The sequence below is a fragment of the Brevundimonas sp. TWP1-3 genome (assembly GCF_049896085.1).
Classification (GTDB): domain Bacteria; phylum Pseudomonadota; class Alphaproteobacteria; order Caulobacterales; family Caulobacteraceae; genus Brevundimonas.
The window spans coordinates 952,368-977,509 of the sequence record NZ_JAFCTP010000001.1 but is presented as its reverse complement, the minus strand read 5'-3'; the positions used below and the strand labels follow the sequence as shown (position 1 = coordinate 977,509).

The following is a 25,142-nucleotide window of genomic DNA, read 5'->3' as shown; positions in this document are numbered from 1 at the left end:
CGATCAGGCCCCGAGCGGCCCCTTGAAGATGAAGAAGGCCCCCAGGCCGATGAAGGCGAACCCGACCAGGTGGTTCACCGTCAGCTTCTCGCCCAGATACAGCACCGAGAAGCCGGCGAAGACCAGCAGGGTGATCACCTCCTGCATCGTCTTCAGTTCGGCCGGCGAATAGACCTGGATGCCGATCCGGTTGGCCGGCACCGCCAGCCAGTATTCGAAGAAGGCGATGCCCCAGCTGGCCGTCACCAACAGCCACAGCGGCTTGTGATCGAACTTCAGATGCCCGTACCAGGCGAAGGTCATGAAGACGTTCGACAGGGCCAGCATGACGATGGGGGCGATGTAAGAGGTCAGGGGCATGGACGCGGACCCAGGTTGTTGCTTTCGCCGCCTCTACACCAGCCGCGACCAGACGTCGCGGGGCTTCAACCCGCCGCCATCACAGCCGCCTGGACCTTCAGCGCCTGCACCGTCTCGCGCACGTCATGGACCCGCACCATCAGCGCGCCCCGCCGCACGCCTTCCAGCGCCAAGGCCAGCGAGCCGCCCAGACGGTCGGTCGCCTCGACCGCCGTCGCATCGATGGCCTGGATCGTCCGCTTGCGGCTGGCCGCGTACAGCACCGGAAAGCCCAGATCGACCAGCGCCCCCAACCCCGCTGTCAGCGCCATATTGTGCGCCAGTGTCTTGCCGAAGCCGATGCCGGGATCCAGCCAGATCCGCTCGCGCGCCACGCCCGCCGCTATCGCCGCCTCGGCCCGGCCGCGCAGATAGGCCCCCACCTCGGCCACCACATCGCCATAGCGCGGGTCCGCCTGCATCGTGCGCGGCTCGCCCTTCATGTGCATCAGCACCACGTCGCAGCCCATTTCGGCCGCAACCGTCAGACTGTCGGGCGCATGGCCCAGGGCCGTCACATCGTTCCACATCGTCGCCCCGGCGGCGACGGCGGCGCGCGCCACGGCCGGCTTCATCGTATCGACGCTGATCGGCCCGCCCCAGCGCGCGCGGACGCCCGCGATCACCGGCGCGACCCGGTCGATCTCCTCGCCCTCGCCCACCGGCTCCGCCCCCGGCCGCGTGCTCTCGCCGCCGATGTCCAGCACGTCGGCCCCGTCGGCGACCAGCCGCATGGCCCGGTCCACCGCGCCTTGCGTCGAGGCCCACCTTCCCCCGTCCGAGAAACTGTCGGGCGTCACGTTGACGATCCCCATCACCTGCGACAAGGCGGCCGTCCGCGCGGTTTGACTTTCATGGGCCATGGGACCAGCCTCTAGCCGTGATCACTCAGCCCGTCAGCCAGGCTCGACGCCTTTCTTACGCAGGACGCCTCGTCGCAGGCGACTGACCCGGAACGGCCGCGCGCCCTTCGCCCCGTTCCGGGCATCGATCCACCCCCTGAAAACCGCCAGCGTCCCCGCCGTCCTGTCACGGCGTGCGGGCGCTCGCGATCCAATGAAAGATCCGCCATGACCCCCTCCACCGCCACGTCCGCCCGTCCCGACATCTTCCTCAGCGCCGATGACTATGACGCCCTGTCCCGCCTCGTGGGCGACATGCCCGGCGAGGGCGTCGCCGGACTGCTGCAGCAAGAGCTTGAGCGCGCCATCGTCTGCGCGCCCGGCGACCGCCCCTCCGGCGCCGCCCCGCTTCATCGCTGGCTGCATTACATCGACAGCCGCTCGCCCGAGCCGCGCCGCATCCAGATCGTCCTGCCGCACCAGGCCGACATCGACGCGGGCAAGGTCTCGGTCCTGTCCCACGTCGGCGCAGGCCTGATCGGCCTGGTGGAAGGCCACACCATCGCCTGGACCGACCCCTCGGGCGTCGAGCGCAGCCTGACCCCGGTCATGGTCGAAGACCCCGAGGACCTTTCCCAGGACTGACGGCGCTCAGGGACGCTTCTGCGGATGGGGGGTCTCACCCCGCTTCAGCATCTCGACCAGGCGCGCGATGGCCTTGGCGCGCCCGGCCGGGGTCTTGGGCGCTTGGGTGCGATAGATCAGGGCGAAGCGGTTCTGGGCCGTCAGGATGTCGAACATCGCCCGCGCCTGCGGCTCCGCATCGATGGCCGCCATCAGGTCGTCGGGCGCGGCGGCGTCCTTGACCCGATATGCGGCGTCCCAGCGTCCGTCCACCCTGGCCGCCTCGACGTGCTTCAGTCCGTGTTCGGTCATCCGTCCTTCGTCGTTCAGGCGGGCGACATTGGAGACATTGATCTGGCTCCAGACGCTCTTCTTGCCGCGCGGCGAGACGCGTTGCAGAAAGCTGACCTCGTCCAGGCTCTTGCGCACCCCGTCGATCCAGCCCCAGCACAGGATCACGTCCACCGCCTCGGCCCAGGTGATCGAGGCCACGCCCGATTTCACCTTGTAGATGCGGATCCACAGCTCCGTCTCACGATCATGGTTCTGGCCCAGCCAGGCGTGAAAGCCGTCCTTGTCCGCGAACGCCCGCACCTTCGCCGGATCGACCACCATGGGCGCCATCAGCCGGGCCTCCCGATCAGCCCGCCCAGCGCCTCCAGATAGGCGGCGAAGGCCTTGCGGCCGGCGGGGGTGATCGACACGCGGGTCAGGGGCTTGTTGTTCACGAAGCTCTTGGCCACGGCGACATAGCCTGCCTCCTCCAGCTTCTTGATATGGACGGACAGATTGCCTTGCGTCGCCTCCAGCACCGTCTTCAGCTCGGTGAAGTCGGCGGCCTCGGCATCGGCCAAATAGACCATGATCCCCAGCCGCATCCGGCCGTGGATGACCTCGTCGATCTTGCCGAGATCGTTCAGCCCCATGGATCAGCCGGCGTCCGCATCGACGGCGCGCGTCTGCAAGGCCGCGCGCGTCATGATCCAGCCCGGCCCGGCGAAGAGGGCGAACAGGGCGGCGGTGCAGACATAAAGGTAGATCACCGGCTCGCGCACCAGCAGGCCCAGCGCCACCGCCGTGATCCAGCCGCCGATCGACGCCGCCAGCATCCAGGGCTTCTTCCTGAGGTTCCAGGCTACGAACCATGCCGCCGCCTGCAACGCGAAGATCATCGCCGGATAATAGAGCCAGACGGCGAAATCCTTGTCCCGCGCCGCGCCGATGCCGAACACGATGATGATCGCCAGGTTCGCCATGCCCGCGCCGCTGAAGGCCGCGTTCAGGGTCCGCGTCACGATGGGTCCCGCCGCCCCGATCTTGCGATCCTCGCGGATGGCCCAGGTCAGCACGATCAGGAAGGCGACGGTGATCCCGGTCACGAAAGCCAGATTGGCCAAGTCCGGCCAGCGCACCCAGCCCACGGCCTGGCCGACGTGGAACAGGCACTGCAAGCCGTACAGCAGGCCGCCGGCTAAATAGGCCACGCCCAGCGTCAGGGTCGCCTTGGGATTGTTCCCGCCCTGGACGATGGCCTTCAGAAAGGCCAGGTCGGCTTCGGGCGTGCTGCGAGACTTGTCGGACATCGGGTGATTCCTGTGCGACCGGCGCACGTTCTCGGATGAACGCCGCCGTCGGGGTTGGCAAGCTATTCGGCGGGGACCAGGGCGGGCGTCGGCTTGTTGCGCCACGGCGCGCGTCGCCCATTCAGCCACCGCCCCATGAAACTGTGGCGGATCAGCAGTTCGTAAGAGACCAGGCAGACGGCGAAGACCCCCAGCGAAACGCCGGCCAGTTTCAGCCCCCACGGTCCGGCCCAGTCCTGCACCCAGACCTGGGCCAGCATGACCAGCGGCAGGTGCACGATATAGACCCAGTAGGAGGCGTCGGAGAGATAGCGCCGGACCGGGCTGCGTCCCGACAGGAACCGCAGGCACAGCCCCATGGCGGCCAGGGCCGAGGCATAGACCGCCAGGGCCGTCACGGCGGCGGCCAGCGCCTTGGCGCCGGTCGGCGCGGTCATCGGCGCAATGTTCGGTCCGCCCGCCAGGACATAGGCGGCGACGCCCGAGATCGCCGCCACGATCAGGAACAACGGCGACCATCTGGCTATCCGCCCCAGCAGGTCGCGCCGACGGTCCAGCATGAAGCCCAGGCCGAAAGCGAGGCCGAACCCGACCAGGGCAGAGACGTGAGGGATCACGCCCGCATCCGGCGTCGGCACGGCGAAGAAGGCGATCCATTTCGGGTCCAGCCACAGCGCCAAGGCCAGCGGCGCGGCCAGGACGACGGGCGTCCATGGTCCGATCAGGGCGCCGGTGATCCTGTCTGCGACCGGCCCCGACCGGCCCTTGCGATCCACCGCAGAGAAGACAGCGCGAAGGATCAGCACGGCGGCGTAGAACAGCGTCAGCACCCACAGGAACCACAGATGGGTCAGCGGGAAATTGGTCCAGTCATAGGTCGGCGGCGGGGGCGGCGGCGCGCCCGGCGTGACCAGACCGTTGGCATGCGCGTTCCAGACCAGGGCCGTTACGATCCCCGCCATGACCGGAAACCAGAAGGCCGCCAGCGGCCCGGCGATCCGCATCGCCCGGTCCTTGGCGAACCCGACCCACCCCCGTCGCGCCAGCATCATGTGGGCGAACAGGCCGGCGATCAGGAAGAAGGCCGTCATGCGAAAAAGGTGAATGGCGAAGAACAGCCACGCCGCGCCGATGGACCGGCTCTCGTCCGCCACGATCCAGATCTGCTGCGGGAAGAACGACAGGCTGGCGTGCAGCACCACCCCCAGCAGCAGCGCACCGGCGCGCAACGCATCCAGCCCGTGCAGGCGCTCGGCTTGATCCCTTCCAGACATCGACATGACGACCCCTCTTCAGATTGAGAGCACCATATGTCATAGACTTGTCTGTAATACAAACTTGTTCGCCACACCCACGTCATCACCCTCGGGCTCGACCCGAGGGCCGGGTCGGCCGCCGCATTTCGTCAAAGGCGCCGCAGAGCCCGATCCGCAGCCGGTCCTCGGGTCGAGCCCGAGGATGACGGTGTAGAGAGAGGGCATCGTCCCAAAGAAAAACCCGCCGGGAGATCGCTCTCCCGGCGGGCTTCTTCATTCGAACCTGAACCTGGGTTCAGTGAACCGTCGGCACGCTGGTCGCGGCCGGCGCGGCGACCGGCACCTCGATGTCGGTGCCGTCAGACACCGGCGTCACCGGCACCGAGACCGAAGGTCCGGCGTTGGGGAAGTTGTTCTCGTCACGGTTCGGCGCGACGCCCTTCTCCAGCAGATCCTTGATCTCCTCGCCCGACAGGGTCTCGTATTCCAGCAGGGCCTGGGACAGTTTCTCGTGGTCCTCGGCCTTGGTGGTCAGGATGCGACGCGCATCGTCCCAGCCTGCGGACACCAGACGACGAACCTCTTCGTCGATGGTGCGCGCCGTCTCTTCCGAGACGTTCTGGCTGCGCGCCACCGAGTGACCCAGGAAGACCTCTTCCTGGTTCTCGCCGTAGGCCACCGTGCCCAGCTTCTCGGAGAAGCCCCAGCGCGTGACCATGGCGCGCGCCAGCTTCGTCGCCTGTTCGATGTCCGACGAGGCGCCCGAGGTGATGTTCTCCTTGCCGAAGATCAGCTCCTCGGCGACGCGGCCGCCGGCCATGATGGCGATCCGGTCGATCATCTGCTGGTATTTCATCGAATAGCGGTCGCCTTCCGGCAACTGCATCACCATGCCCAGGGCCCGACCGCGCGGAACGATGGTCGCCTTGTGGACGGGGTCGGCCATCTTGACGTTCATGGCGACGATGGCGTGACCGGCCTCGTGATAGGCGGTCAGGCGCTTTTCTTCCTCGTTCATGGCCATGGAGCGACGCTCGGCGCCCATCAGCACCTTGTCCTTGGCGTCCTCGAAGTCGCGCTGGGTGACCATGCGACGGTCCTTGCGCGCCGCCGTCAGCGCCGCCTCGTTGACCAGATTGGCCAGGTCGGCGCCCGAGAAGCCGGGCGTGCCGCGCGCGATGGTCTTGGTGTTCACGTCGGCGGCCAGGGGCACGTCCTTCATGTGGACGCGCAGGATGCGTTCGCGACCCGAGACATCCGGGTTCGGCACCACCACCTGGCGGTCGAAACGGCCGGGACGCAGCAGGGCCGGGTCCAGCACGTCGGGACGGTTGGTGGCGGCGATCAGGATGATGTTCTCGGACGCCTCGAAGCCGTCCATCTCGACCAGCAGCTGGTTCAGCGTCTGTTCGCGCTCGTCATTGCCGCCGCCCAGTCCGGCGCCGCGATGGCGACCGACGGCGTCGATCTCATCAATGAAGATGATGCAGGGCGCATTCTTCTTGGCCTGTTCGAACATGTCGCGCACGCGGCTGGCGCCGACGCCCACGAACATTTCGACGAAGTCCGAGCCCGAGATCGAGAAGAAGGGCACGCCCGCCTCGCCTGCGACCGCACGGGCCAGCAGCGTCTTGCCGGTGCCGGGAGGGCCCACCAGAAGCGCGCCCTTGGGGATCTTGCCGCCCAGACGTTGGAACTTGCCCGGATCCTTCAGGAAGTCGACGACCTCCTGCAGTTCGTCCTTGGCCTCGTCCACGCCGGCGACGTCGTCGAAGGTCTTCCTACCCTTGTGCTCGGTCAGCAGCTTGGCCTTGGACTTGCCGAAGCCCATGGCGCCCTTCGCCCCGCCCTGCATCTGGCGCATGAAGAAGATCCAAACCCCGATCAGCAGCGCGATCGGCAGGATGCCCAGCAGCAGGCTCATCCAGATCGACTGGCCGCCCGACTTGGCGTCGATCTCGACGTTGGCCGCCAGCATCTGGGCCACCAGCTGTTCGTTGGGATAGACGGTGGTGGAGGTGAAGCGTTCGCCGTTCTTCAGCTCGCCGTTCACCTTGTCCAGGCGGATGGTCACCTGTTTGACGTCGCCGGCGTTCACCCGCTGCACCAGTTCGGAATAGCTCATCACTTCGGGTTTGCCGCCGGGCGGCTGGCCCGCCACGCCGTTCATGGCGCCGCCCTGGGACAGGGCGGCGTAGCCTGCCAGAAGCGCCAGGATGATCACGCCGGTGATCGCCAGATTACGCAGGTTCATTGAGGTCCTCGGTCGTCCGCGAACCCGAGTGGGTCGACGGTCTGGATGTGTCTGCCTGGGAAAATAGGAGCTTAATCAGCGTTACGCTATCGGGTGGCGGAAATCAGGTCGTCTTCGTGCGTCGTTTCGTCCAGCGCCAGCCTGAGCCGTTCCGCGACAAGCGCGCGCCGTTCGACCCCTTCGCCTGCAAGAACCGGCGCCAGGGCGTCGTCCCTGATCAACACAGGCCAGGCCCCGCGCGTCGCCGCCGGCAGGCGATTGATCTCGATCCTGTCGGCGTCCGACAGGCTGGCCAGCCGCCCCCGCGCCGCCACGACCGACCAGCCGGGGTGTTCGGCGCGAAAGGCGAACCGCCCGTCCCACATCGCCTCGACGCCCGGCGTCAGGACCAGCGGCGCAGTACCGCGCCGGCCCAGTTCGCCCGCCTCGCGCATCACCCGAACCGTATCGCCGACGGCCTCGATCCGTGCGCCGGCGAGGGTCGCAGCGAAATCCTCGCCCGCCCTCAGCCGCGCCGTCAGACCCTGCACCCTTGCCCCACGTGGCGGCGTCGCCCCGCCCCCGACGCAGACCAGAGCCGCCGCCAGCGTCCGCGCTCCAATGTCGCGGTCTGCGCGCACCATCGCCTCGTCGTCCATCGCCAGTCTGCGATCAGTCTCGACGCGCCCGTCGTCCGACACATCCGGCGCCTGACCCGCCAGCGCCTGCCGCGCCCGGCTGCGCCCGAACCTCGGATCGGCGTTGGCGGGATCCTCGATCCAGTCCGCTCCCTGCCCGGCCAGCCAGTTCCGCAACACCCCGCGCCGCTCGCCCAACAGGGGCCGCAGCAGCATCAGCCCCCGCCCCTGCGGCCAGGCCGGCGACGGCGACCATTCGCGCACCCGTCCCAGCGTCGAGCCTTGCGCCCGCATCAGATCGGCCTCGGCGATGTCGTCGGCGGTATGGGCGAACAGCACGACGGACGCCCCGGCCTCGCGCGCCGCATCGGCGATCAGCCCATGCCGCGCCGCCCGCGCCGCCGCCGTCAGACCGGTCTTCGGCTTGTCCCCGTCCCAGCTCAGCCCGCGCCAGTCCGCCCCCGCCGCCCGCGCGGCCTCTCCCGCAAACTTCGTCCAGCCGCCGCTGTCGGAGTTCAAACGGTGATCCACGGTCAGGGCCAGCACCGACCGCCCGCGCGATCGCCCCCAGTCGGTCGCCAGCCGCAACAGGGCGACGGAATCCCCGCCTCCCGACAGGGCCAGCGCCACAGGCCGCGCCGTCTCTCTCGTCAGTCGCGCATCCAGCCGCGCGAACGCTCGCGCCGTCAGATCATTGTCGGGCGTCAGGCGCACCCGCCCGTGGTCTTCAACTGCGCCGCCCGCGCCTTCTGCGGGTCCGAGGCGGCGGGCGCATAGCGGCGCGTGAACTCGCCCAGAGCCGCGCACCCTTGCGGCTTCCTCTGGGTCGAGAACAGGGCGTCGGCCAGTTTCAGCGTCGTGTCCGCCGCCCAGCCGATGCGCGGCCAGTCCTTCAGCGCGGCGGCGTAATAGGGCACAGCCCCCGCCTTGTCGTTCGCCGCGACCCTCAGGTCGCCCAGGCGCGAGTTGGCCTCGCGCGACTGCGGCGTGTCGGGCCAGGCCGCGATCACCGTCTCCAGCGCCCGCTCCCCGCGCGGCCGGTCGCTGGACAACAGGGCCACCGCCGCCGCCAGGTCCCGCGTCGCATCGCCGGTCGGCGAGGTCGCCTCGATCGGCGCATTCAGCTCGGCCGCCGTTTCCAGCTTCTGGAGACGCGCCTCGGTCTCGGTCAGCCGTACGGTCAGGGCCTGGTTGTCGCGCGTGGCCTCATCCAGCTGGAACGTCAGCCGCTCGTTGTCGCCATTGATGCGGCGCACCGTGGCCTCCAGGTCGCCCAGCCGCCGATCCATCAGGGCGAACTGCCCTTGCAGGGTCACCACCTCGGGGTCCGGCTCGACCAGCACAGGCTGGCCGGCGGCGTTCCTCTGGGTCAGGGCGCGCTCCAGCCGGCGCACATTGCGGTCCAGCTGGTCCAGCCGGCGATTGTCCCACTCGGTCCGCTCCATGATGTTGGGCTGGGCCTGTTGCGCGACGGCGGCGCCGCCGATCAGGACCAACCCGAGAGCGGCGGCGGCGAGAAGGTGAGCACGAGAGATCGAGAGCTTGGTCATACCTCTAGCTTTCACCGATTTGGGGCCGCCGCAAGGCCGGTCTAGTGACCCAGCCCCAGATAGACGATGGCCGTCACGAACAGGCCCACCACGATGTTGCAGAACATCAGCAGCGCCGTCGTCCGCCACAGGGCCGAGAACCAGGACAACGAATAGGCGCCCTTCATCTGGGCGAACATATGCACCGGCACGGCCAGCACCCCCAGTGTAATGACGATCTGACCCAGCCACCCCGCCAACGTCGCCGACAACACCATCAGCATCAGCAGCATGGCCATGAAGGTCAGCGAATACAGGACATAGACCCCGTGGTCGTACAGGGTGAACCCCCGCTTCCACAGGAACAGCAGGGCCACGAACGGGATCGACAACGGCACCAGCAGGAAGGCGAACTTGTACATCGTCTGCTGCAACTTATAGAGCGCAAGGTCCGGGTTCTGCAGCTTCTTCAGCACCGTGGCGCCGACGCCGTGGCCTTGCTTGTTCGCGTCCTGGCCCATGACCCTCAGCTTGGTCTCGCCGCCCTGGCCGGTCGCCATATCCTTGATGCTGGCCTGCCAGCTGCCGGGCTTCAGCCCATCGGCGCGCCCGTCGCGCTGTTCGACCTCCAGCCGGGCCAAGGCTGTGCGTCGATCATCGACCAGCTTCTGTCCGGCGTTGATCGCCATCTGCATCCTCGGGGCAGGCTGGGCTGCACTCTCGGCGCGCAGCTGGACCAGCGCCTTTTCGGCCTCGGCCAGACCGACCCGCTGGGCGGCGATCCGCTCGCTCATATCCGCCGCCTCGCCGGTCTTCGACTCGGGGTGCGGCATGAAGCTGAGCGCGAAGAACATCACGAACAGGGTGAACAGGAAGATCGCCAGCGGCGAGACATAGCGCGACCGCTTGCCCTCGACCCACTCGCGGGTAAGACGGCCAGGATTCAGCCACAGCAGCGGCAGGGTGCGCCAGATGCGGGCGTCGAAATGCATGACCCCGTGCAGCAGCTCTTCGCCCAGGTGCAGCAGGGTGCGGTGGACGTGGGTCGGCTGGCCGCAATTGGCGCAGAAGTTGCCGCTGGTCTGGGCGCCGCAGTCCGAACAGACGCCGTGGCTGTGGTCCTCGCCCGCCTTGCCCGTCGGCGTCTCGATCGCGCCCGCGATCAGGCCGCCCGTGACGGCGCCGCCGGCCCCTTCGATGTCCATGTCCTGATCCCCCGATCCTTACGGCGACGTTCTTGCCGCCCGCCCGGCGTCAGGACAAGCGCCGAAACGAAAAGAGGCGCCGGCCTTGCAGCCGACGCCCCTTCGCTCTGTCTTCTCAGCCAGTGTTTAGCGCGGCGCGCCCGACACGATGGCGGTGTGGGCGTTGCGGTTGCGCGCGAACGAATCCTCGCTCGACCCTTCCGCGATCGGGCGCTCCTTGCCGAAGCTGATGGTGTCGATCCGGCCCGCCGGAATGCCGCGGTTGATCAGATAGGTCCGCACCGACTCGGCGCGGCGCGCGCCCAGGGCCAGGTTGTATTCGCGCGTGCCGCGTTCGTCGGCATTGCCTTCGATGCGGATCGTCACCGACGGATAGCGTTGCAGCCACTGCGCCTGGGCGTCCAGGCGCGGCATGGCCTCGGGACGGACCTCATAGCTGTCCAGGTCGAAATAGATGCGGTCGCCGACGTTGACGACGAAGTCCTGCTCGGTGCCGGGCGCGGCCGAACCCATCTCGCCGCCGGTCACAGGGCCGGTCGGGGCGGTCGGATAGGCGGGGCCCGTCGGCTGCGTCGTGCCGTCGTTCGGACCAGGCACGCCGGTTTCGACCGGGGGCTTGCGGGTGCAGGCGGCCATGGCGGCGACGGCGCAGCCCACCATCGCCAGCTTGAGAATGCGGGAAGTCTTCATGAGGTCGTCTCCTGACGGTGTTTCTTGTGCGAGGCCGCAGCCCTCAAGCTTGGCGTTACAGTCTGCCTTGGGCGATTTTTCGGCGCGAGAGGCGATAACGCACAGTTCAGCTTTAAGGCTCCGATGTGATCGGCGCAGTGTTTACGACGGACAGGCGTCCGCGCCCTGGTTCATGCCCAGATTGGTCGGCGGGCGGTCCAGCAGCGGCGACCAGGCGGGGTCGGTGCCGCGCCCGTTATAGCCCGCCTGCGACACCACCCGACCGGACAGGTCCACGGTCCACAGGCGCGTATCGCCGCCGCGCGTCTGGCGCGCGAACATGACGTAGCGGCCGTTGGGCGCCCAGTTCGGGCCTTCCTCGAAATAGCTGGATGACAGGATGCGCTCGCCCGAACCGTCCGAGTTCATCACCCCGGTCGAGAACTGGCCGCCGCCCTGTTTGGTGAAGGCGATCAGATTGCCGGTCGGGCTCCACGACGGCGCCGTATACAGGCCGCCCCCGCGCGAGATCGGCCGCTGGCCCGATCCGTCCGAGCGCATGACATACAGGCGCGCCGACCCCGAACGGTCCGAGGTGAAGACGATCTGGCTGCCGTCCGGGCTGAACGAGGGCGAGGTGTCGATGCCCGGATCGTTGGTCAGGCGCGTGATCTGACGGCTTCTCAGGTCCATCACATAGACGTCGGTATTGCCGCCCCGGATGATCGAGAAGGCGATCTTGTTGCCGTCGTTGGAGAAGCGCGGCGCCAGCACCTGACCGTCGAACTCGCCCAGGCTCTCGCGCCGGCCGGTCGTCAGATTGTACAGATAGATGCGGCTGTAATCCTTGCCCAGCGCCACATAGGTGATCTCGTCCGGCTGCGACAGCGAGAAGCGCGGCGACATGATCACCTCGTCGCCCTGGGTCAGATAGGTCGGGTTGAACCCGTCCTGGTCGGCGATGGTCAGGCGGTTGATCCGGTTCAGCTGCGTGCCCTCTTCGGACACGAAGATCACGCGCGAATCGAAGAAGCCGCTCTCGCCCGTCATCCGCTGATAGATGACGTCGGAAATCTTGTGCGCGATCCGGCGCCATTGTTCCTGCGTCGCCGTAAACTGATAGCTGACCAGCTGGCACTGGCGATACGGATCATACAGGCGGAAACCCACGTCCAACCGGCCGTCGCCGCGCGTCGTCACCCCGCCGTACAGCACCGCCTGCGCCCCGATCTGGGTCCACTGCGGAAAGTTCGGCGCATTGGCCAGCGTCAGCCCCGTCTCGATGAAGCTGGACGGGTTCAACGGCTCGAAGAAGCCAGACCGTTTCAGATTGCCGCTGACCACGTTCGAGATGTCCGACCCGTGCGTCCCCGCAAACGGCACGACCGCGATCTGAAGTGGCCGCAACACGCCGTCATCGACCACGACATCCTGTATCGGTGCGTTCTGAGGCGCAGCTTGAGCGTGAACCGGGCTGAGCGCCATTGGCCCCGCCAAGATGGCGACGGCGGCAGAGGCCATAAGAAGGTTCAGACGCATGATTTGCTCCCACGCTTTGGAAAGACAGTCTCGTCCTTATCGTCGGACGTTGTGACAATCGCCAGCTTCACGGCGATTGGGGCGACATTCGGTCATGGACAGGGCCTGTCACGAGACCTTTAGCGATTTCCGCACTTTCGAGCGGTTTCAAAGCGGAAAGGCACTTCTTGGGCTTGGAAGCCATTCGGCACGTTGAAAGGCACTGCGGCCCTAAGAGCTCGCAGCATTGCGTCAGACGCAGCGCGCCAAGTCGCGTCGCTGCGCGGCTGTTCCAGACGAGGCGAGCCAACGATCTGTCCATCGGCTGTCAGCCGGACCGTCACGCGAATGGTCATGGAGTCCATGCCTGGCAGGTCGCAGTTTAAATTCCAGTGCGGGTTCACCTGCCCCGCTAACGCAGCAAGCTGCGGCCCGGTCGCCTGAGACGCCGTTCCCGCCCCCTGCTGACCCGTCGCCGGCCTTCCGCGATTGTTCGTCGGGCGCGTCGGTCCGGCCAGGGCGTCCAGGTCCAGGCTCGGCTCGGGCCGTTGCGGCGCCGGACGGGCGGGCGCGGGCGTCGCCGGGCGCGGATTGGTCGGGGCCTTGGTCGGCGGCGCAGGCGTGGGCGGCTGGGGCCGGGGCGGCGTCGGGCGAGGCGGCGTCGGACGCGGCGTGGGGGTCGGCGTCGGACGCGGCGTGGGGGTCGGCGTCGGAGCAGGCGTCGGCCGCGCCGGCGTGGGCCGTGGCGGCGTCGGGGTCGGACGCGGCACGGGCTGGGGCGGCGTCGGCTGGGGCGTGGGCGGAACCGGATCAGGTTGCTGCACCGGCGCGGTCGCGGCGTCGTCGGGTGACGGCTCGGGCTGCGGATTGTCGGCCGGCGCCGCCTGCACCACCTCTTCCGAGACGATGGTCACCGGCACCGAGGCGACCAGCGGCGTCTCGTCTTCGTCCACCTTGTGCGAGAACGTCACGAAGGCGAGCGCGATCACCCCGGCGTGCAGGGCGAGGGATCCGAGGATCGCGGGGCTCGGACGACGCAAGGGGCTCAGGCCTCCGGCGCCGTGTCGGTGATCAGGTTCAGCTTGGTGAAGCCCGAGGCGCTCAGCCGCGCCATCACCCGCGCCACCGCCTGATAGGGGGCACGCCCATCGGCCCGCACGAACACCGGCCGCTCCGACGCCTGTTCCGCGCCGCCGGCCTCGGTCAGCAACCGCTCCGACAGGGCGTCGAACGCCGTCTCGCTGTCCCCGACGAAGATCGCGCCCTGCTGGTCGATGCTGACCGACAGGGGTTCCGACCTGATCTCGACCGCGCTGGCCTCGGTCTTGGGCAGTTCGACCGGCACCCCGACCGTCAGCAACGGCGCCGAGATCATGAAGATGATCAGCAGCACCAGCATCACGTCCACCAGGGGCGTGACGTTGATCTCGGTCAGAGGGCCTTTACGCCCCCGCCGTCCCCGACGCCCTCCGCCGCCGCTCGAACCACCGCCCAGGGCCATGGCTCAGCCGCCCCGCGTCAGGCTGAGGTCGCTGGACGCCACGGGCGGAGGCGGCGGGGCCGAGGGGCTGCCCAGGCGGCGCGCCACGGCGGCCTGCAGGTCGTCCGCAAACGCCTCCAGCCGATTCGAGAACTTGCCCGCGTCGATCGAGAACTTGTTGTAGGCGATATAGGCCGGGATGGCCGCCGCCAGGCCGATGGCCGTAGCGAACAAAGCTTCCGCAATGGCCGGCGCCACGGTCGTCAGATTGGTATTGCCCGCCGCCGCGATGCGGCCGAACGCATTCATGATGCCCCACACCGTGCCGAACAGGCCGATGAAGGGCGAGGCGGTCGCCACGACCGACAGCACGCCCAGACCGTTCTCGATCCGCTGGCTCTCGCGCGTGATCAGGCTGTTCATCGCCCGGTCGATGCGGGTCATCAGCAGGTCGCCCTGGTGTTCGTTCAGCGCCCCGCGCTGACGCGCCTCACGCCAGTCAGACAGGGCGATCACCAGCATGCGCGGCAGGGCGTGGTCCGGCGCCGGCCCGGCCTGGGCCGCGACGTCCTCCAACGACCGGCCCGACTGGACCGCCTTTTCGAAGTCGTCGGCCTGTTTGTTCAGCGCCGTGAACCGCACCGCCTTGTCGATGATGATGGTCCACGACCAGATCGAGGCCGCCGCCAGACCGATCATCACCGTCTTCACCACCCAGTCGGCGGTCATGAACAGCTCGACGGGGTTCATCATCGAGGCGTCGACGGGCATTGTCATTCAGGCGCTCCGGGCGGAATCGAGTTCGTTCACGCCCTCTTCGACCCAGCGGACGTGACCATTGTGTGGCGTCCGGCCCGTTTAGCTCCGACCCGACCGCCCGTCATCTGACAGGCGCGTCATAAGGGTTAACAGAGGGTTATTCCGCGCCCGATCTGCGCGTCGGATCGACCGCGACGGCCACCGGGGCGCCGACGCTGATAATCACGCCCTCGTGGCCTTCCTTGGCGATGGAATAGGTGGCGGCGTCGCGCAGCAGCTGTTCCTCGCACAGACGGTCTCCGGCCCGGCCCAGTTCGGCGCAGCCGCGCTTGGCCGCATCGGTCCAGCCCAGCACCCGGCGCGTCGCCGCCTCGGCCCGTTTGATCGCCGCCTCGTCTTCTGCGGCGGCCTGGGCGATCAGCGCCTGACGCGCGCCCTGCTGGTATTGCAGCTCGGCCTGGCCCGCCATCTTGCGTTCCCAGACCTTGTAATAGGGACAGCCCACCAGCCCGCCGCCGATCAGCAGCAGGAACAGCAGGACCGTGACGATCACCGCGCTGGTGGACATCTTGTAGGTTTCTGCAGCCACGACGTTTCCCCTCGTTTCGGAACGATTTTAGCGGAATCGGCGACGTCCGACAGCCCCATCTCTTCCGCTCATCCCGGCGAAAGCCGGGACGCCGCCAGCCACGGCGTCACCTTCTCGACCAGCCCCTTGGAGGGCCGGCGCGGTCGTCCGTCCAGATGGATGCAGACCGCCGTCACCTCGGCGCGGCACAGCACTTCGCCCGCCCGCTCCACGCTCTGGCGGATGATCAGCCGCACCCCCTTCACCTCTTCGTAAATCGTGCGCACCACCAGGGCGTCGTCGATCCGCGCGGGCTTCAGATATTTGATGTTCATTTCCGCCACGACGAACGCCAGCGGCTCGGCCTCTTCCAGCAGATCGGCGTGCCCCACCCCGATGGCGCGCAGGAAGTCCGAACGTCCCCGCTCGAAATAGCGCACATAGTTGGCGTGATAGACTAGGCCGGTGAAATCGGTGTCCTCGTAATAGACGCGCACCGGCAACAGGTGATCGCGCCCCTCGAAACGGCCGGCGGTGGGTTGGTCGATGCTCATCCGTGCAGTCTAGCGCACTGGAGACGGCTGCGTAGGCCCCTGCATGAAGCCGGGGCAATACCGCTGACGCATCTCGCGAAACTCGGTCGGCAAGGGATCGTCGCTGAACAGGATGCGGTTGGGGATCGACACGAACCCGACCGCCGGCCCGCCCGCAACCCGCCCCATATAGCCGCACACCGCCCGCCTCTGTCCCGCCTCGGCATAGCGCAGCTCGGCGCCGGGGCCCGCCTGGATGCGGATCTGACGCGTGACCCGCGTCGAGGCCGGCTCGGGCGACGGCGTGTTCGCCGGCCGCATCGCGACCCAGGCGACGACGGCGCACAGGGCCAGCACGACCGCCGCCGCGATCATCGTCCACCGCTGTCGCGGGCTGCGATGCGGCATCATCTTCATGCGGCGGGCGCATCCAGGGTGAAGTCCAGCGGCGTGTCGGCGGCCGGCAGGCAGCTGCGGTCCACCGGCTTGGACGGATCACGCAAGAAGTCGCGCGCCATCTTGCGGGTGCAAGCGCTGGCGTTGATCACGCCGTGGGTGGCGTTAGTCACGATCACCACCTGGCTGTGGGAATAGCCCTTGGCGGCCGCCTCGGTCAGGGGCGGCGGGCAACCGGGATCGATCTCGGCGGCGACGAACAGGGTCGGGATGTCGGTCTGGACCGGCAGATTCTCGATGGGCGCGGCGGGCCGCTCGCCCACGGCCGCGCAGACGTCGAACAGCCGCGACAGCGACGGGACCAGCACCTCGGCCACCGGATCGCCCGCCGCCCCGGCCGCCAGCCGCGCCTTGGATTCGAACGGCAGCTCCTCCTTGCACAGGTGCGCCATGTGCTGGCCCTCGAAATAATAGGTCCGATCCTCGGCGATCTCGGCGACGGGGCTCAGATCGCCGGCGATGATCTTCTCCAGATCGACCGGCAGCCCCCGCACCCCCGTGGCGCTATAGGTCGTGTCCATTAGAAAGGCCGAGAGGTCGTCGACGGTAAACGTGCGCCCGTCATTGCCGGTGATCGGCCCTGCCAGCCATTTGCGCGCCTCGACCTCGAACCGCGCCTGAAGGTTCGGATGCTGCGCCGCGCACGCCGGCTGGGCCGCGCATTTGGCCAGGATGACCTTCACCGCCGCCGACACTTGTTCCGGCGTGCCGACGGCCCAGTTGCCCTCGGGCGGCCAGGGGCTGTCCATCACGGCGGCGCGCACGATCTGGGGCTGATGCGTGATGACGGCGGCCTCGATGCGCGGCCCGTACGATCCGCCCCACAGGTCGATCTTCGTCAGGCCCAGCGCCTGGACCATGTCCTTCACGTCGTCGGCGATGGCGGCGGCGTTGTACTGGTTCAGATCGACGCCCTGCGCCTGATAGCCCTTCAGACAGGCGATCAGCCCGTCGCGGTCCGCATCGGACGGCGGCCCGGCGTCGGTCAGCTGCACGCCCGGACAGTCCATCGACGGCTTGCTCGCCCCGCCGCCGCGCTGATCGAACAGGATTACGTCCTGATCCACGGCGAAGGCCTCGGGATTGCGGCGCAAGGCCCCCAGCATCCGCCCCGCCCCCGGCGTCAACGCGCCACCCGGCCCGCCGTGGAACGTCACCATCGGCGGCAGCGCCTGTCCCGAGGCGTCCCTGAACGGCGCGCTGGCCTTTATGATCACCACGGCGACGTCGATGCGCCGGTCGCTGACGCTACCGTCGCGCGCCTCGTCCACCGTCAGCGTTCCGCACCGCACCTCGCGCAGCCCCGTCGGCCAGTCGCTCGGACAGGGCTTGTCGGTGAACACCGGCGCCGCCGCGTTCGCCGGCGGAGCCAAAGCCGTCAGGCCGGCTACGAGCGCCAGGACGGCCAGAGTGCGCAAGATCATAGGACGGCTCCGGTTCGACGCCACCAAACCCTCGCCCGCCCCGCTTGGCAACCGCCTATTCGAACAGGTCGCCCGGCACGGGACCGGCGGCCGGCGGCGCAGGCGCACTCAGCCCCAGGTGGGCATAGGCCTTGGCGCAGGCGACGCGTCCGCGCGGGGTGCGCATGATGAAGCCCTGTTGCATCAGATAGGGCTCGATCACGTCCTCGACCGCGTCGCGCGCCTCGGCGATGGCGGCCGCCAAGGTGTCCATCCCCACCGGCCCGCCGCCGTAGTTTTCGATCAGCGCCCTCAGGAACCGCCGGTCCAGGCTGTCCAGCCCGGCCTCGTCCACCTCCAGCCGCGCCAGCGCCCGCGCCGCCACCAGTTTGGAGATCGTCTCGGCCCCCTCGGCGGACGCAAAGTCCCGCACCCGGCGCAGCAGACGCCCGGCGATCCGGGGCGTGCCGCGCGCCCGTGACGCGATCTCGCGCGCGCCATCCTCGTCGATGGCCGCGCCCATCTTGCGCGCCGTGCCGCGCACCACCGCCGTCAGCTCGTCGGCCGAATAGAACTCCAGCCGCAGCGGGATGCCGAACCGGTCCCGCAGCGGCGTGGCCAGCAGCCCCGCCCGCGTCGTCGCCCCGACCAGGGTGAAGGGCGCCAGATCGATCCGCACCGACCGCGCCGACGGCCCCTCGCCGATGATCAGGTCCAGCACATGGTCCTCCATGGCCGGATACAGGATCTCCTCGACGTTGGGGCTCAGCCGGTGGATTTCGTCGATGAACAGGACATCGCGCGGCTCCAGATTGGTCAGGATGGCCGCCAGATCGCCCGCCTTGGCCAGGATCGGCCCCGATGTCGCCCTGAACCCCACGCCCAGCTCGCGCGCCACGATCTGCGCCAGGGTCGTCTTGCCCAGCCCCGGCGGCCCGAACAGCAGCACATGGTCCAGCGCCTCGGCCCGCCCGCGCGCCGCATCGATGAAGACCTTCAGATTGCCCTTGGCCTGCGACTGCCCGACGAACTCGGACAGCGTCTGCGGCCGCAGGGCGCGGTCGTAGGCTTCGCCGGGGGCGGCGTCGGCGGCGACCAGTCTATCGTCGCTCATCGCACCGCTCCCCGACGCGACAGGCCTACAGCCCCTTCAGGACCACGTAGCCGACCACCATGGCGATCAGACCGACGGCGAAGACGATCACGACCTGCAGTTTCTTGTTCATTGTCAAATCCACTCTGACGTTTCGGGGGGGCGTCCGCATAGGCCGCGTCACTCACCCGGCTCAACCCCGCCGCCCTTGAACCTGGCCCGAAACCTGGGGAGCGTTCCGTTCTCACCGCCCCAACTCCTGCAAGGCCGCCCGGATCACGGCGGGCAGTTCGGCCTCGTCGCCCCCGTTTTTCGACTCAAGCCGGATCAGCGCCTGATCCACCGCCCGCCGCGCATTGACCTCGGCCACGCCCAGCCCCAGCAGGGCCGACACCGCCTCGCCGGTGATGGACGGCGCAGGCGGCGCGATCTCGACATGCATGCCCGGCGCGGTCGGCGCGAAACTGACTTCGCCCAGCGGCTTGCCCTTCAGCTCGGTCACGATCCTCAGCGCCAGCTTGGGCCCCACGCCATTGGCCCGCGCCACGGCCGCCTTGTCCTCGCGCGCGACCGCTCCCGCCAGTTCGCCCGGCGGCAGCACATCCAGCACCGCCAGCGCCGCCTTCGGCCCCACCCCCTGGATGGCCAGCAGGGTGGTGAAGGCCCGCCGCTCGTCGCGCGTCAGAAAGCCGTACAGGCGCGGCCCCGCGTCCTCGCTCCACTGCGAATGCACATGCACCGTCGCCTCGTCGCCCGGCGCCGGCAACCGTCCCAGGGTCCGCGCCCCACAGGACACGACATAGCCCACGCCTGCACAGTCGATCAGGCAATCCGCCTCCCCGACCTCGGCCAGCACGCCACGCAAACGCCCGATCACGCCGCCCCCCGATGCATCGCTTCCAGCAAGGCCCGTTTCCTCAGTTGCGCATGGGTGACCGCCACGGCCAGCGCATCGGCGGCATCCGCCTTTACGTCGCCGGCGGTCGGCAGCAGCCGCTTGATCATGAAGGCGATCTGGCTCTTGTCCGCGTGCCCCGCGCCCACCACCGCCTTCTTGATCAGGTTCGGCGAATATTCCGCCACCGTCAGCCCCAGCTTGGCCGGCGCCAGCATCACCGCCGCCCGCGCATGGCCCAGCTTCAGGGTCGAGGACGGGTTCACGTTTACGAACACCTCCTCCACCGCCGCCTCCTCGCAGCCGTGGTCGGCGCAGATGACGCCCAGCGCCTCGAACAGATGCAGCAGCCGCTCGCTGAACGGCGCGGTCTCCGGCGGGCTGACGACCCCGTGCGCCACCCACCTCAACCGCGCACCGTCGGACACGATCACCCCCCAGCCGGTGCGTCGCAGACCGGGGTCCAGGCCGATGATTCTGACAGGTTCGTTCGCCATCCGTTCCCCTCATGCCGCAAAGAGGGTTATCGGGCAATGAACGGTTTTCAGTCGTCGCGCGGGTCCAGGCTGTAGGCGACCACGCCCGGTATGGCGCACAGCTGTTCCGCCAGCCGCTTCAGCTGGCTTTCCTCCGCCGCCCTCAACCGCCACGTCCGCCGCACGTTGCGCCCCTCGTCGATCAGTTCGAACGTGTCGTGCCGCACCTCGGCGTCGATCGCCCTCAAGGCCGCCTCGATGGCCGGCTCAGGCGACGCCTCGCGCCTCTCCCAGCACACCTCGGCGTCCACCACCGTCCGCGCCGGCAGCCGGCCGCTGATCAGTTTCAGCCCGACCAGGATCAGGGCCGTGACCACCGTCGCCGCCGAGCCCAGCGCATACAGACCCGCCCCGAACAGAATGCCGATCGCCGATGTGATCCACAGCGACGCCGCCGTGGTCAGGCCGTGGATCGAGAACCCGGTGCGGAAGATCACGCCCGCGCACAGGAAGCCGATCCCCGTCAGCACCCCGTGCGCCATCCGCGTCGGATCGGTGACGATGTTCTCGTCGGGCAGGGCGCGGAACGCCCAGTCCGCCTGCGACATGGCCGCCAGCATCAGCAGGGCCGAAGCCAGACTGACCAATATGTGGGTGCGCAGACCCGCCGGCCGCCCGCGCCATTCCCGCTCGAAACCGATCACACCGCCCGCGATCACCGCGCCGAGGATCGGCGCCACCGCGCCTTCGAGACTGCCCAGATTCATCCGCCCTCAACGACGGGACGCGGCGGGATGTTCCTTGGACGGACAGTCCTGCGACACCCTGTTCTCAGGCCGACCGTCAGCCGTGTTTTTCGATATAGGCCTCGGGATCCTTGTTTACTGGCTTGACCCCGGTGATGTGCTCGGCCTCGAAGGCGGCGAACTTGACGGCCAGGGCGTGGCGCGTCTCGATGTCGGCATTCATGCGGAAGTCGGTCAGCCCCTGCCGCTCCTCCTCGCCCATGTGCTTGGAGTTGACGACGTTCGCCTCGCCCACGGCCTCGAACCAGGCCTTGGTTCCCACCTCGTGCTGCTCCACCGCCTTGACCGCGTTTCGCAGCTTGTTGTGATCCTCGATGGCGTCCTCGGTCTCGCCCTCGACCGTGCCGTCCTCGGCGTCGTTTGCGCCCTCGCCCTGTTTCAGCAGCTCGGGATAGAAGAACCGCTCCTCGGCCTCGGCATGCACGTCCAGAAACGCCGACAGCCTCAACCACACGGCGCTCAGCGCATCCACGTCCTTGGGATCGATCTGCTCGATGATCGCGAACAGCCGACGCTGTTCGGCATGGTCGTCGAGGATCAACTGGGTGATGTCCATGGGGCCCTCCAGGCGTACCGGTGAAGCCTCGTTACGCCTTCGCCGCCGCCCGGTTCCGTGCGAACGACTCGCGCCCTATTTCGGGTGATGGTCTCGCAACGACTCGTCCCCCAGGACCGCACTGGCTGCGGCGATCAGATCGTTCAGTTCACCATGCACGATGGCCCAGACGCGGCTTTCCGCGACGTTCTGATAGACGTGGCGAAAGACATTGCCGGAATCCTCGATCTGCCGCCATCGGATCGACGGATGATCGGCCTGCTGGACGCCACGAAGACGCCGAGCCGCTTCCGACACGATCTCCAGACATCGCGTGACCGCATAGAAGGTCTTGCGATCCGCCGCGAACTCGGCGGCCGACAGGGTTGCGCAGAAGCTCTGCGCCAAAAGGCAGTTGTCCAGAATGGCCCGCCAGGCGAGCCTCTCCCTGCGATCCGGCTCAGAAAGCAAAGATCGCCTCGCGCTCCGCCTCACGGCGGACGGGTTCGATCAGCATCTCGCGATCCGACACGTCTGCGCGGCCCGCGAACAGGTCGCCGATGAACTGGGTGATGCCGACGTAGTCGTAGAGGTTCACGTCCGCCGCCGGGTCGATCTGGACCATGATGTCCAGATCGCTGTCAGGGCCTGCATCGCCACGTGCGACCGATCCGAACAGGGCGGCATGCGTGACGCCCTGACGACGCAGTTCGCCCTCGTGCTCGCGCAGGACGGCAATGACGGCGGCGCTGTTCATGACGACAGTTTAGCGCGAACGCCGTTTCGACGCGAGGGCGCCGGAAATCAGCCCGCGTATTTCGCCGCGTCCTCGTCCGAGACATCCTCGTTGGAATAGACGGCCGACACGTCGTCCTCGGCGTCCAGCGCGTCCAGCAGCTTGAACAGCGTCCCGACCGCGTCGCCGGTGACCGGCACGTCCGACTGCGGCTTCCAGACGATGGCGGTGGATTTCGGATCGCCCAGAACCTTGGACATGGCCTCGGCGACTTCGTTCAGGTCCTCGAAGGCGGTCCAGATCGTGTGGCCCGGCGCGTCCTCATAGATGTCGGGCTTGACCAGGTCGCTCTCGACGTCCTGGGCGCCGGCCTCGATGGCGGCCTCCATCACGGCGTCTTCCGAACCGGCCTCGGCGGCGTAGGTGATCTTGCCGACCTTGTCCCACATGAAGGCGACGGAATTCATCTCGCTCAGCGCCCCGCCGTTCTTTTTGAACGCCGCGCCGATGTTGGACGCCGCGCGGTTGCGGTTGTCGGTCAAAGCCTCGACGATGATGCCCACGCCGCCCGGCCCCCGGCCCTCGTAGCGGACCTCTTCCATCGTATCGACGTCGCCGCCCGAGGCCTTGTTGATGGCGCGGGTGATCACGTCCTTGGGCAGGCTCTCGGCCTTGGCGTTGTTGACCGCCAGACGCAGGCGCGGGTTCAGCGCCGGATCGGGCATGCCGTTCTTGGCCGCCACGGTGATGTCGCGCGACAGTTTGGAGAACAGCTTGGAGCGCTGCGCATCGGCGCGCCCCTTGCGGTGCATGATGTTCTTGAATTTCGAGTGGCCGGCCATGGGATCGTCTTCGTGCGTTCTGGAACCTGAGCGGGCGGTCCTAAACCAACAGTGTCATCCTGTCACGATGGGTGACAGGGGTGGAACCTCGACCGTTTGCGCGTATTGATCCCCCGCAGACAGACGGAGCGCAGCCATGACCGCAGACGACACCATCTACGAAGCCCAGGGCTATATGGACGAAGACCTGCACGAGGCCGACATCGTCGAATGGTACGAAACACGCCCGGTCACCGTCTCGACCGCCGTCGCCACCGGCGCCATCGCCACCGCCTTCACCCTGGGCGCCCTGACCGCCGTCGGCGCCCTGTTCCTGATCGGCCGCCTGGACGACTGACGGCCGGGAGACCGGTCGCCCCAGTCAGACGGTCAGTCTCAAGGCCAAGGCCGCCAAGGTCACGGCGAGTACGGGCAAGGTCATGACCACCCCGACCTTGAAATAGTAGCTCCAGCCGATCTTCACGCCCTTCTTCGCCAGGACGTGCAGCCACAGCAAGGTGGCCAGCGATCCGATCGGCGTCATCTTGGGGCCCAGGTCGCTGCCGATGACATTGGCGTAGATCATCGCCTCCTTGACCGCGCCCGTCGCCGACGAGGCGTCGATGGACAAGGCGCCGATCAGGACGGCCGGCATGTTGTTGGCGATGGACGACAGGAAGGCGGTCAGGAAGCCGGTCCCGAAGGCCGCGCCCCAGACGCCGCCTTGCGCGAACCCGTCCAGCAGCCCTGCGACATGGCGGGTAAGGCCGGCGTTCCCCAGCCCATAGACCACCAGATACATGCCCAGAGAAAAGATCACGATCTGCCAGGGCGCCTCGCGCAACACCCTGGTCGTGCTGATCACCGCACCCCGACCGGCGACCACAAGAAGGATGGCCGCGCCCGCTGCCGCGACGGCCGAGACGGGGACGCCCCTGGGCTCCATCACGAAGAAGCCGACCAGCAGCAGGGCCAGCACGATCCAGCCCGCGACGAAGGTCGCCCGGTCCTTGATCGCCGTCGCAGGCAGGGCCAGGCGGTCGATGTCATAGGCCCTGGGGATGTCGCGCCCGAAGACCGCGAACAGGACGACGAGCGTCGCGGCGATGGCCGCCAGGTCCACGGGGACCATGACCGCCGCATAGCGGTCGAAGCCGATGTCGAAGAAGTCGGCCGAGACGATGTTGACCAGGTTGGACACCACCAGCGGCAGGCTGGCGGCGTCGGCGATGAAGCCCGCCGCCATGACGAAGGCCAGGGTCGCCTTGGGTCCGTAGCCGAGCGCCAGCAGCATGGCGATGACGATGGGCGTCAGGATCAGCGCCGCCCCGTCATTGGCGAACAGGGCCGACACCGCCGCCCCCAGCAGAACGAACAGCACGAACAGCCTGCGCCCATGGCCGCCGCCCCAGCGACCGACATGCAGGGCGGCCCATTCGAAGAAGCCGGCCTCGTCCAGCAACAGGCTGATGACGATGATGGCGATGAAGGTCGCCGTCGCATTCCAGACGATGCCCCAGACCACGGGAATGTCGTTCAGGGTGACGACGCCCAGCAACAGCGCGACCGCCGCGCCGCCCATCGCGCTCCAGCCGATCTGCAGGCCCTTCGGCTGCCAGATCACCAGGGTGGTGGTGACCGCGAAGATCAGAAGGGCGATGATCATGGGGAGGCTCCGTTGCGGCCGACCGGCGACCGCAGAAACCCCTCTAGCTTGCACTCGACCACATTTCCAGTATCTTGGAATAATGGAATCCGAACCGGCCATTCTCGCGCTCGCCGCCCTGGCCCAGTCCACGCGACTGGACGCCTTTCGGCTGCTGGTTCGACACGAACCCGAAGGCCTGCCTGCGGGAGAAATCGCCGACCGGCTTGCCGTCCCGACCAATACGATGTCGGCGCATCTGGGCGTGCTATCCCGCGCGGGACTAATCACGGCGCAGAGGCGCAGCCGGTCGATCATCTACCGCGCCGATCTGGATCGGCTGCGCGAGGTCGTCCTGTTCCTGCTCAAGGACTGCTGCCAAGGCAGCGCCGAGCTTTGCAAACCCCTGCTGGCCGAACTGGCCCCCTGCTGCGACTGAG

At 68.1% G+C, this 25,142-nt stretch carries 31 protein-coding genes; 3 read left to right on the top strand and 28 right to left on the bottom strand.

What is annotated here, in order from left to right:
- Positions 1–3: 3 nt before the first annotated feature.
- Both ACP693_RS04945 and folP read right to left on the bottom strand, forming a co-directional pair.
- Positions 4–360, bottom strand: a complete 357-nt coding sequence (locus ACP693_RS04945; RefSeq protein WP_409716612.1) for a DMT family protein — start codon at positions 358–360, stop codon at positions 4–6.
- Between the two features lie 65 nt (positions 361–425).
- Positions 426–1,262: a dihydropteroate synthase gene (folP, locus tag ACP693_RS04940; protein ID WP_426018481.1), complete on the bottom strand. Its 837-nt coding sequence runs from the start codon at positions 1,260–1,262 to the stop codon at positions 426–428.
- Positions 1,263–1,469: 207 nt separating this feature from the next.
- On the opposite strand from folP, the gene ACP693_RS04935 reads away from it, so the two are divergent.
- Positions 1,470–1,886 carry a GreA/GreB family elongation factor gene (locus tag ACP693_RS04935; RefSeq protein WP_426018483.1) on the top strand — a complete coding sequence of 139 codons (417 nt, stop codon included), beginning with the start codon at positions 1,470–1,472 and terminating at the stop codon, positions 1,884–1,886.
- Positions 1,887–1,892: 6 nt separating this feature from the next.
- Here ACP693_RS04935 and ACP693_RS04930 read toward each other — a convergent pair whose 3' ends face one another.
- The 25 genes from ACP693_RS04930 to ACP693_RS04810 form a co-directional block, all read right to left on the bottom strand.
- The gene (locus ACP693_RS04930; RefSeq protein WP_426018485.1) at positions 1,893–2,489 is read right to left on the bottom strand and encodes a YdeI/OmpD-associated family protein; all 597 of its coding nucleotides are present in this window, start codon (positions 2,487–2,489) and stop codon (positions 1,893–1,895) included.
- Positions 2,489–2,791 carry a winged helix-turn-helix domain-containing protein gene (locus ACP693_RS04925; RefSeq protein ID WP_426018487.1) on the bottom strand — a complete coding sequence of 101 codons (303 nt, stop codon included), beginning with the start codon at positions 2,789–2,791 and terminating at the stop codon, positions 2,489–2,491. Before ACP693_RS04925 ends, ACP693_RS04930 begins: the two co-directional genes overlap by 1 nt.
- A gap of 3 nt (positions 2,792–2,794) precedes the next feature.
- Positions 2,795–3,448 carry a hypothetical protein gene (locus tag ACP693_RS04920; RefSeq protein WP_426018489.1) on the bottom strand — a complete coding sequence of 218 codons (654 nt, stop codon included), beginning with the start codon at positions 3,446–3,448 and terminating at the stop codon, positions 2,795–2,797.
- A 62-nt stretch (positions 3,449–3,510) separates the two neighbouring features.
- Positions 3,511–4,728 carry an acyltransferase family protein gene (locus tag ACP693_RS04915; RefSeq protein WP_426018491.1) on the bottom strand — a complete coding sequence of 406 codons (1,218 nt, stop codon included), beginning with the start codon at positions 4,726–4,728 and terminating at the stop codon, positions 3,511–3,513.
- Between the two features lie 271 nt (positions 4,729–4,999).
- Positions 5,000–6,958 (bottom strand): ATP-dependent zinc metalloprotease FtsH, encoded by a 1,959-nt coding sequence (gene ftsH / locus ACP693_RS04910; protein WP_426018493.1) that lies wholly within the window; start codon positions 6,956–6,958, stop codon positions 5,000–5,002.
- A gap of 86 nt (positions 6,959–7,044) precedes the next feature.
- On the bottom strand, positions 7,045–8,289 hold the full coding sequence (gene tilS, locus ACP693_RS04905; RefSeq protein ID WP_426018495.1) for a tRNA lysidine(34) synthetase TilS: 1,245 nt from the start codon (positions 8,287–8,289) through the stop codon (positions 7,045–7,047).
- A complete protein-coding gene (locus ACP693_RS04900; protein ID WP_426018497.1) occupies positions 8,280–9,125 on the bottom strand; it encodes a tol-pal system protein in 846 nt (281 codons plus the stop codon). The genes tilS and ACP693_RS04900 overlap by 10 nt, the downstream gene beginning before the upstream one ends.
- Before the next feature lie 41 nt (positions 9,126–9,166).
- The gene (locus ACP693_RS04895) at positions 9,167–10,309 is read right to left on the bottom strand and encodes a DUF3667 domain-containing protein (RefSeq protein WP_426018499.1); all 1,143 of its coding nucleotides are present in this window, start codon (positions 10,307–10,309) and stop codon (positions 9,167–9,169) included.
- Positions 10,310–10,435: 126 nt separating this feature from the next.
- Positions 10,436–10,999: a peptidoglycan-associated lipoprotein Pal gene (gene pal / locus ACP693_RS04890; protein ID WP_346494213.1), complete on the bottom strand. Its 564-nt coding sequence runs from the start codon at positions 10,997–10,999 to the stop codon at positions 10,436–10,438.
- A gap of 141 nt (positions 11,000–11,140) precedes the next feature.
- Positions 11,141–12,517 carry a Tol-Pal system beta propeller repeat protein TolB gene (gene tolB, locus ACP693_RS04885; RefSeq protein WP_426018501.1) on the bottom strand — a complete coding sequence of 459 codons (1,377 nt, stop codon included), beginning with the start codon at positions 12,515–12,517 and terminating at the stop codon, positions 11,141–11,143.
- Between the two features lie 119 nt (positions 12,518–12,636).
- Complete coding sequence (locus ACP693_RS04880; protein ID WP_426018503.1) at positions 12,637–13,536, bottom strand: hypothetical protein; 900 nt, start codon at positions 13,534–13,536, stop codon at positions 12,637–12,639.
- 5 nt (positions 13,537–13,541) lie between these two features.
- The gene (locus ACP693_RS04875; RefSeq protein ID WP_426018505.1) at positions 13,542–13,997 is read right to left on the bottom strand and encodes an ExbD/TolR family protein; all 456 of its coding nucleotides are present in this window, start codon (positions 13,995–13,997) and stop codon (positions 13,542–13,544) included.
- A 3-nt stretch (positions 13,998–14,000) separates the two neighbouring features.
- On the bottom strand, positions 14,001–14,753 hold the full coding sequence (gene tolQ / locus ACP693_RS04870; RefSeq protein WP_426018507.1) for a protein TolQ: 753 nt from the start codon (positions 14,751–14,753) through the stop codon (positions 14,001–14,003).
- 139 nt (positions 14,754–14,892) lie between these two features.
- The gene (locus tag ACP693_RS04865) at positions 14,893–15,324 is read right to left on the bottom strand and encodes a hypothetical protein (protein WP_426018510.1); all 432 of its coding nucleotides are present in this window, start codon (positions 15,322–15,324) and stop codon (positions 14,893–14,895) included.
- Between the two features lie 68 nt (positions 15,325–15,392).
- Positions 15,393–15,857 (bottom strand): tol-pal system-associated acyl-CoA thioesterase, encoded by a 465-nt coding sequence (gene ybgC, locus ACP693_RS04860; RefSeq protein ID WP_426018512.1) that lies wholly within the window; start codon positions 15,855–15,857, stop codon positions 15,393–15,395.
- 9 nt (positions 15,858–15,866) lie between these two features.
- Positions 15,867–16,253: a hypothetical protein gene (locus ACP693_RS04855; RefSeq protein WP_426018514.1), complete on the bottom strand. Its 387-nt coding sequence runs from the start codon at positions 16,251–16,253 to the stop codon at positions 15,867–15,869.
- A complete protein-coding gene (locus ACP693_RS04850; protein ID WP_426018516.1) occupies positions 16,250–17,716 on the bottom strand; it encodes an alpha/beta fold hydrolase in 1,467 nt (488 codons plus the stop codon). Before ACP693_RS04850 ends, ACP693_RS04855 begins: the two co-directional genes overlap by 4 nt.
- A gap of 55 nt (positions 17,717–17,771) precedes the next feature.
- Positions 17,772–18,809, bottom strand: a complete 1,038-nt coding sequence (gene ruvB, locus ACP693_RS04845) for a Holliday junction branch migration DNA helicase RuvB (RefSeq protein WP_426018518.1) — start codon at positions 18,807–18,809, stop codon at positions 17,772–17,774.
- Between the two features lie 223 nt (positions 18,810–19,032).
- Positions 19,033–19,665 (bottom strand): Holliday junction branch migration protein RuvA, encoded by a 633-nt coding sequence (gene ruvA / locus ACP693_RS04840; RefSeq protein WP_426018520.1) that lies wholly within the window; start codon positions 19,663–19,665, stop codon positions 19,033–19,035.
- The gene (ruvC, locus tag ACP693_RS04835; protein ID WP_426018523.1) at positions 19,662–20,180 is read right to left on the bottom strand and encodes a crossover junction endodeoxyribonuclease RuvC; all 519 of its coding nucleotides are present in this window, start codon (positions 20,178–20,180) and stop codon (positions 19,662–19,664) included. Before ruvC ends, ruvA begins: the two co-directional genes overlap by 4 nt.
- 47 nt (positions 20,181–20,227) lie before the next feature.
- Complete coding sequence (locus ACP693_RS04830; RefSeq protein WP_426018525.1) at positions 20,228–20,926, bottom strand: MgtC/SapB family protein; 699 nt, start codon at positions 20,924–20,926, stop codon at positions 20,228–20,230.
- Between the two features lie 76 nt (positions 20,927–21,002).
- Positions 21,003–21,521: a hemerythrin domain-containing protein gene (locus ACP693_RS04825; protein ID WP_426018527.1), complete on the bottom strand. Its 519-nt coding sequence runs from the start codon at positions 21,519–21,521 to the stop codon at positions 21,003–21,005.
- A 75-nt stretch (positions 21,522–21,596) separates the two neighbouring features.
- Complete coding sequence (locus tag ACP693_RS04820) at positions 21,597–21,971, bottom strand: DUF86 domain-containing protein (protein ID WP_426018529.1); 375 nt, start codon at positions 21,969–21,971, stop codon at positions 21,597–21,599.
- A complete protein-coding gene (locus ACP693_RS04815; RefSeq protein ID WP_425986122.1) occupies positions 21,961–22,257 on the bottom strand; it encodes a nucleotidyltransferase family protein in 297 nt (98 codons plus the stop codon). The genes ACP693_RS04820 and ACP693_RS04815 overlap by 11 nt, the downstream gene beginning before the upstream one ends.
- A gap of 47 nt (positions 22,258–22,304) precedes the next feature.
- Complete coding sequence (locus ACP693_RS04810) at positions 22,305–23,078, bottom strand: YebC/PmpR family DNA-binding transcriptional regulator (RefSeq protein WP_426018531.1); 774 nt, start codon at positions 23,076–23,078, stop codon at positions 22,305–22,307.
- A 136-nt stretch (positions 23,079–23,214) separates the two neighbouring features.
- Here ACP693_RS04810 and ACP693_RS04805 point away from each other — a divergent pair, with 136 nt between their 5' ends.
- Entirely contained in the window at positions 23,215–23,415 is a 201-nt protein-coding gene (locus ACP693_RS04805; protein ID WP_425986124.1) for a hypothetical protein, read from the top strand.
- Between the two features lie 24 nt (positions 23,416–23,439).
- On the opposite strand, the gene ACP693_RS04800 is transcribed toward ACP693_RS04805, so the two are convergent.
- Positions 23,440–24,723: an arsenic transporter gene (locus ACP693_RS04800; RefSeq protein WP_426018533.1), complete on the bottom strand. Its 1,284-nt coding sequence runs from the start codon at positions 24,721–24,723 to the stop codon at positions 23,440–23,442.
- A gap of 82 nt (positions 24,724–24,805) precedes the next feature.
- Here ACP693_RS04800 and ACP693_RS04795 point away from each other — a divergent pair, with 82 nt between their 5' ends.
- Entirely contained in the window at positions 24,806–25,141 is a 336-nt protein-coding gene (locus tag ACP693_RS04795) for an ArsR/SmtB family transcription factor (RefSeq protein ID WP_426018536.1), read from the top strand.
- The last annotated feature ends 1 nt before the right edge of the window (position 25,142 follow it).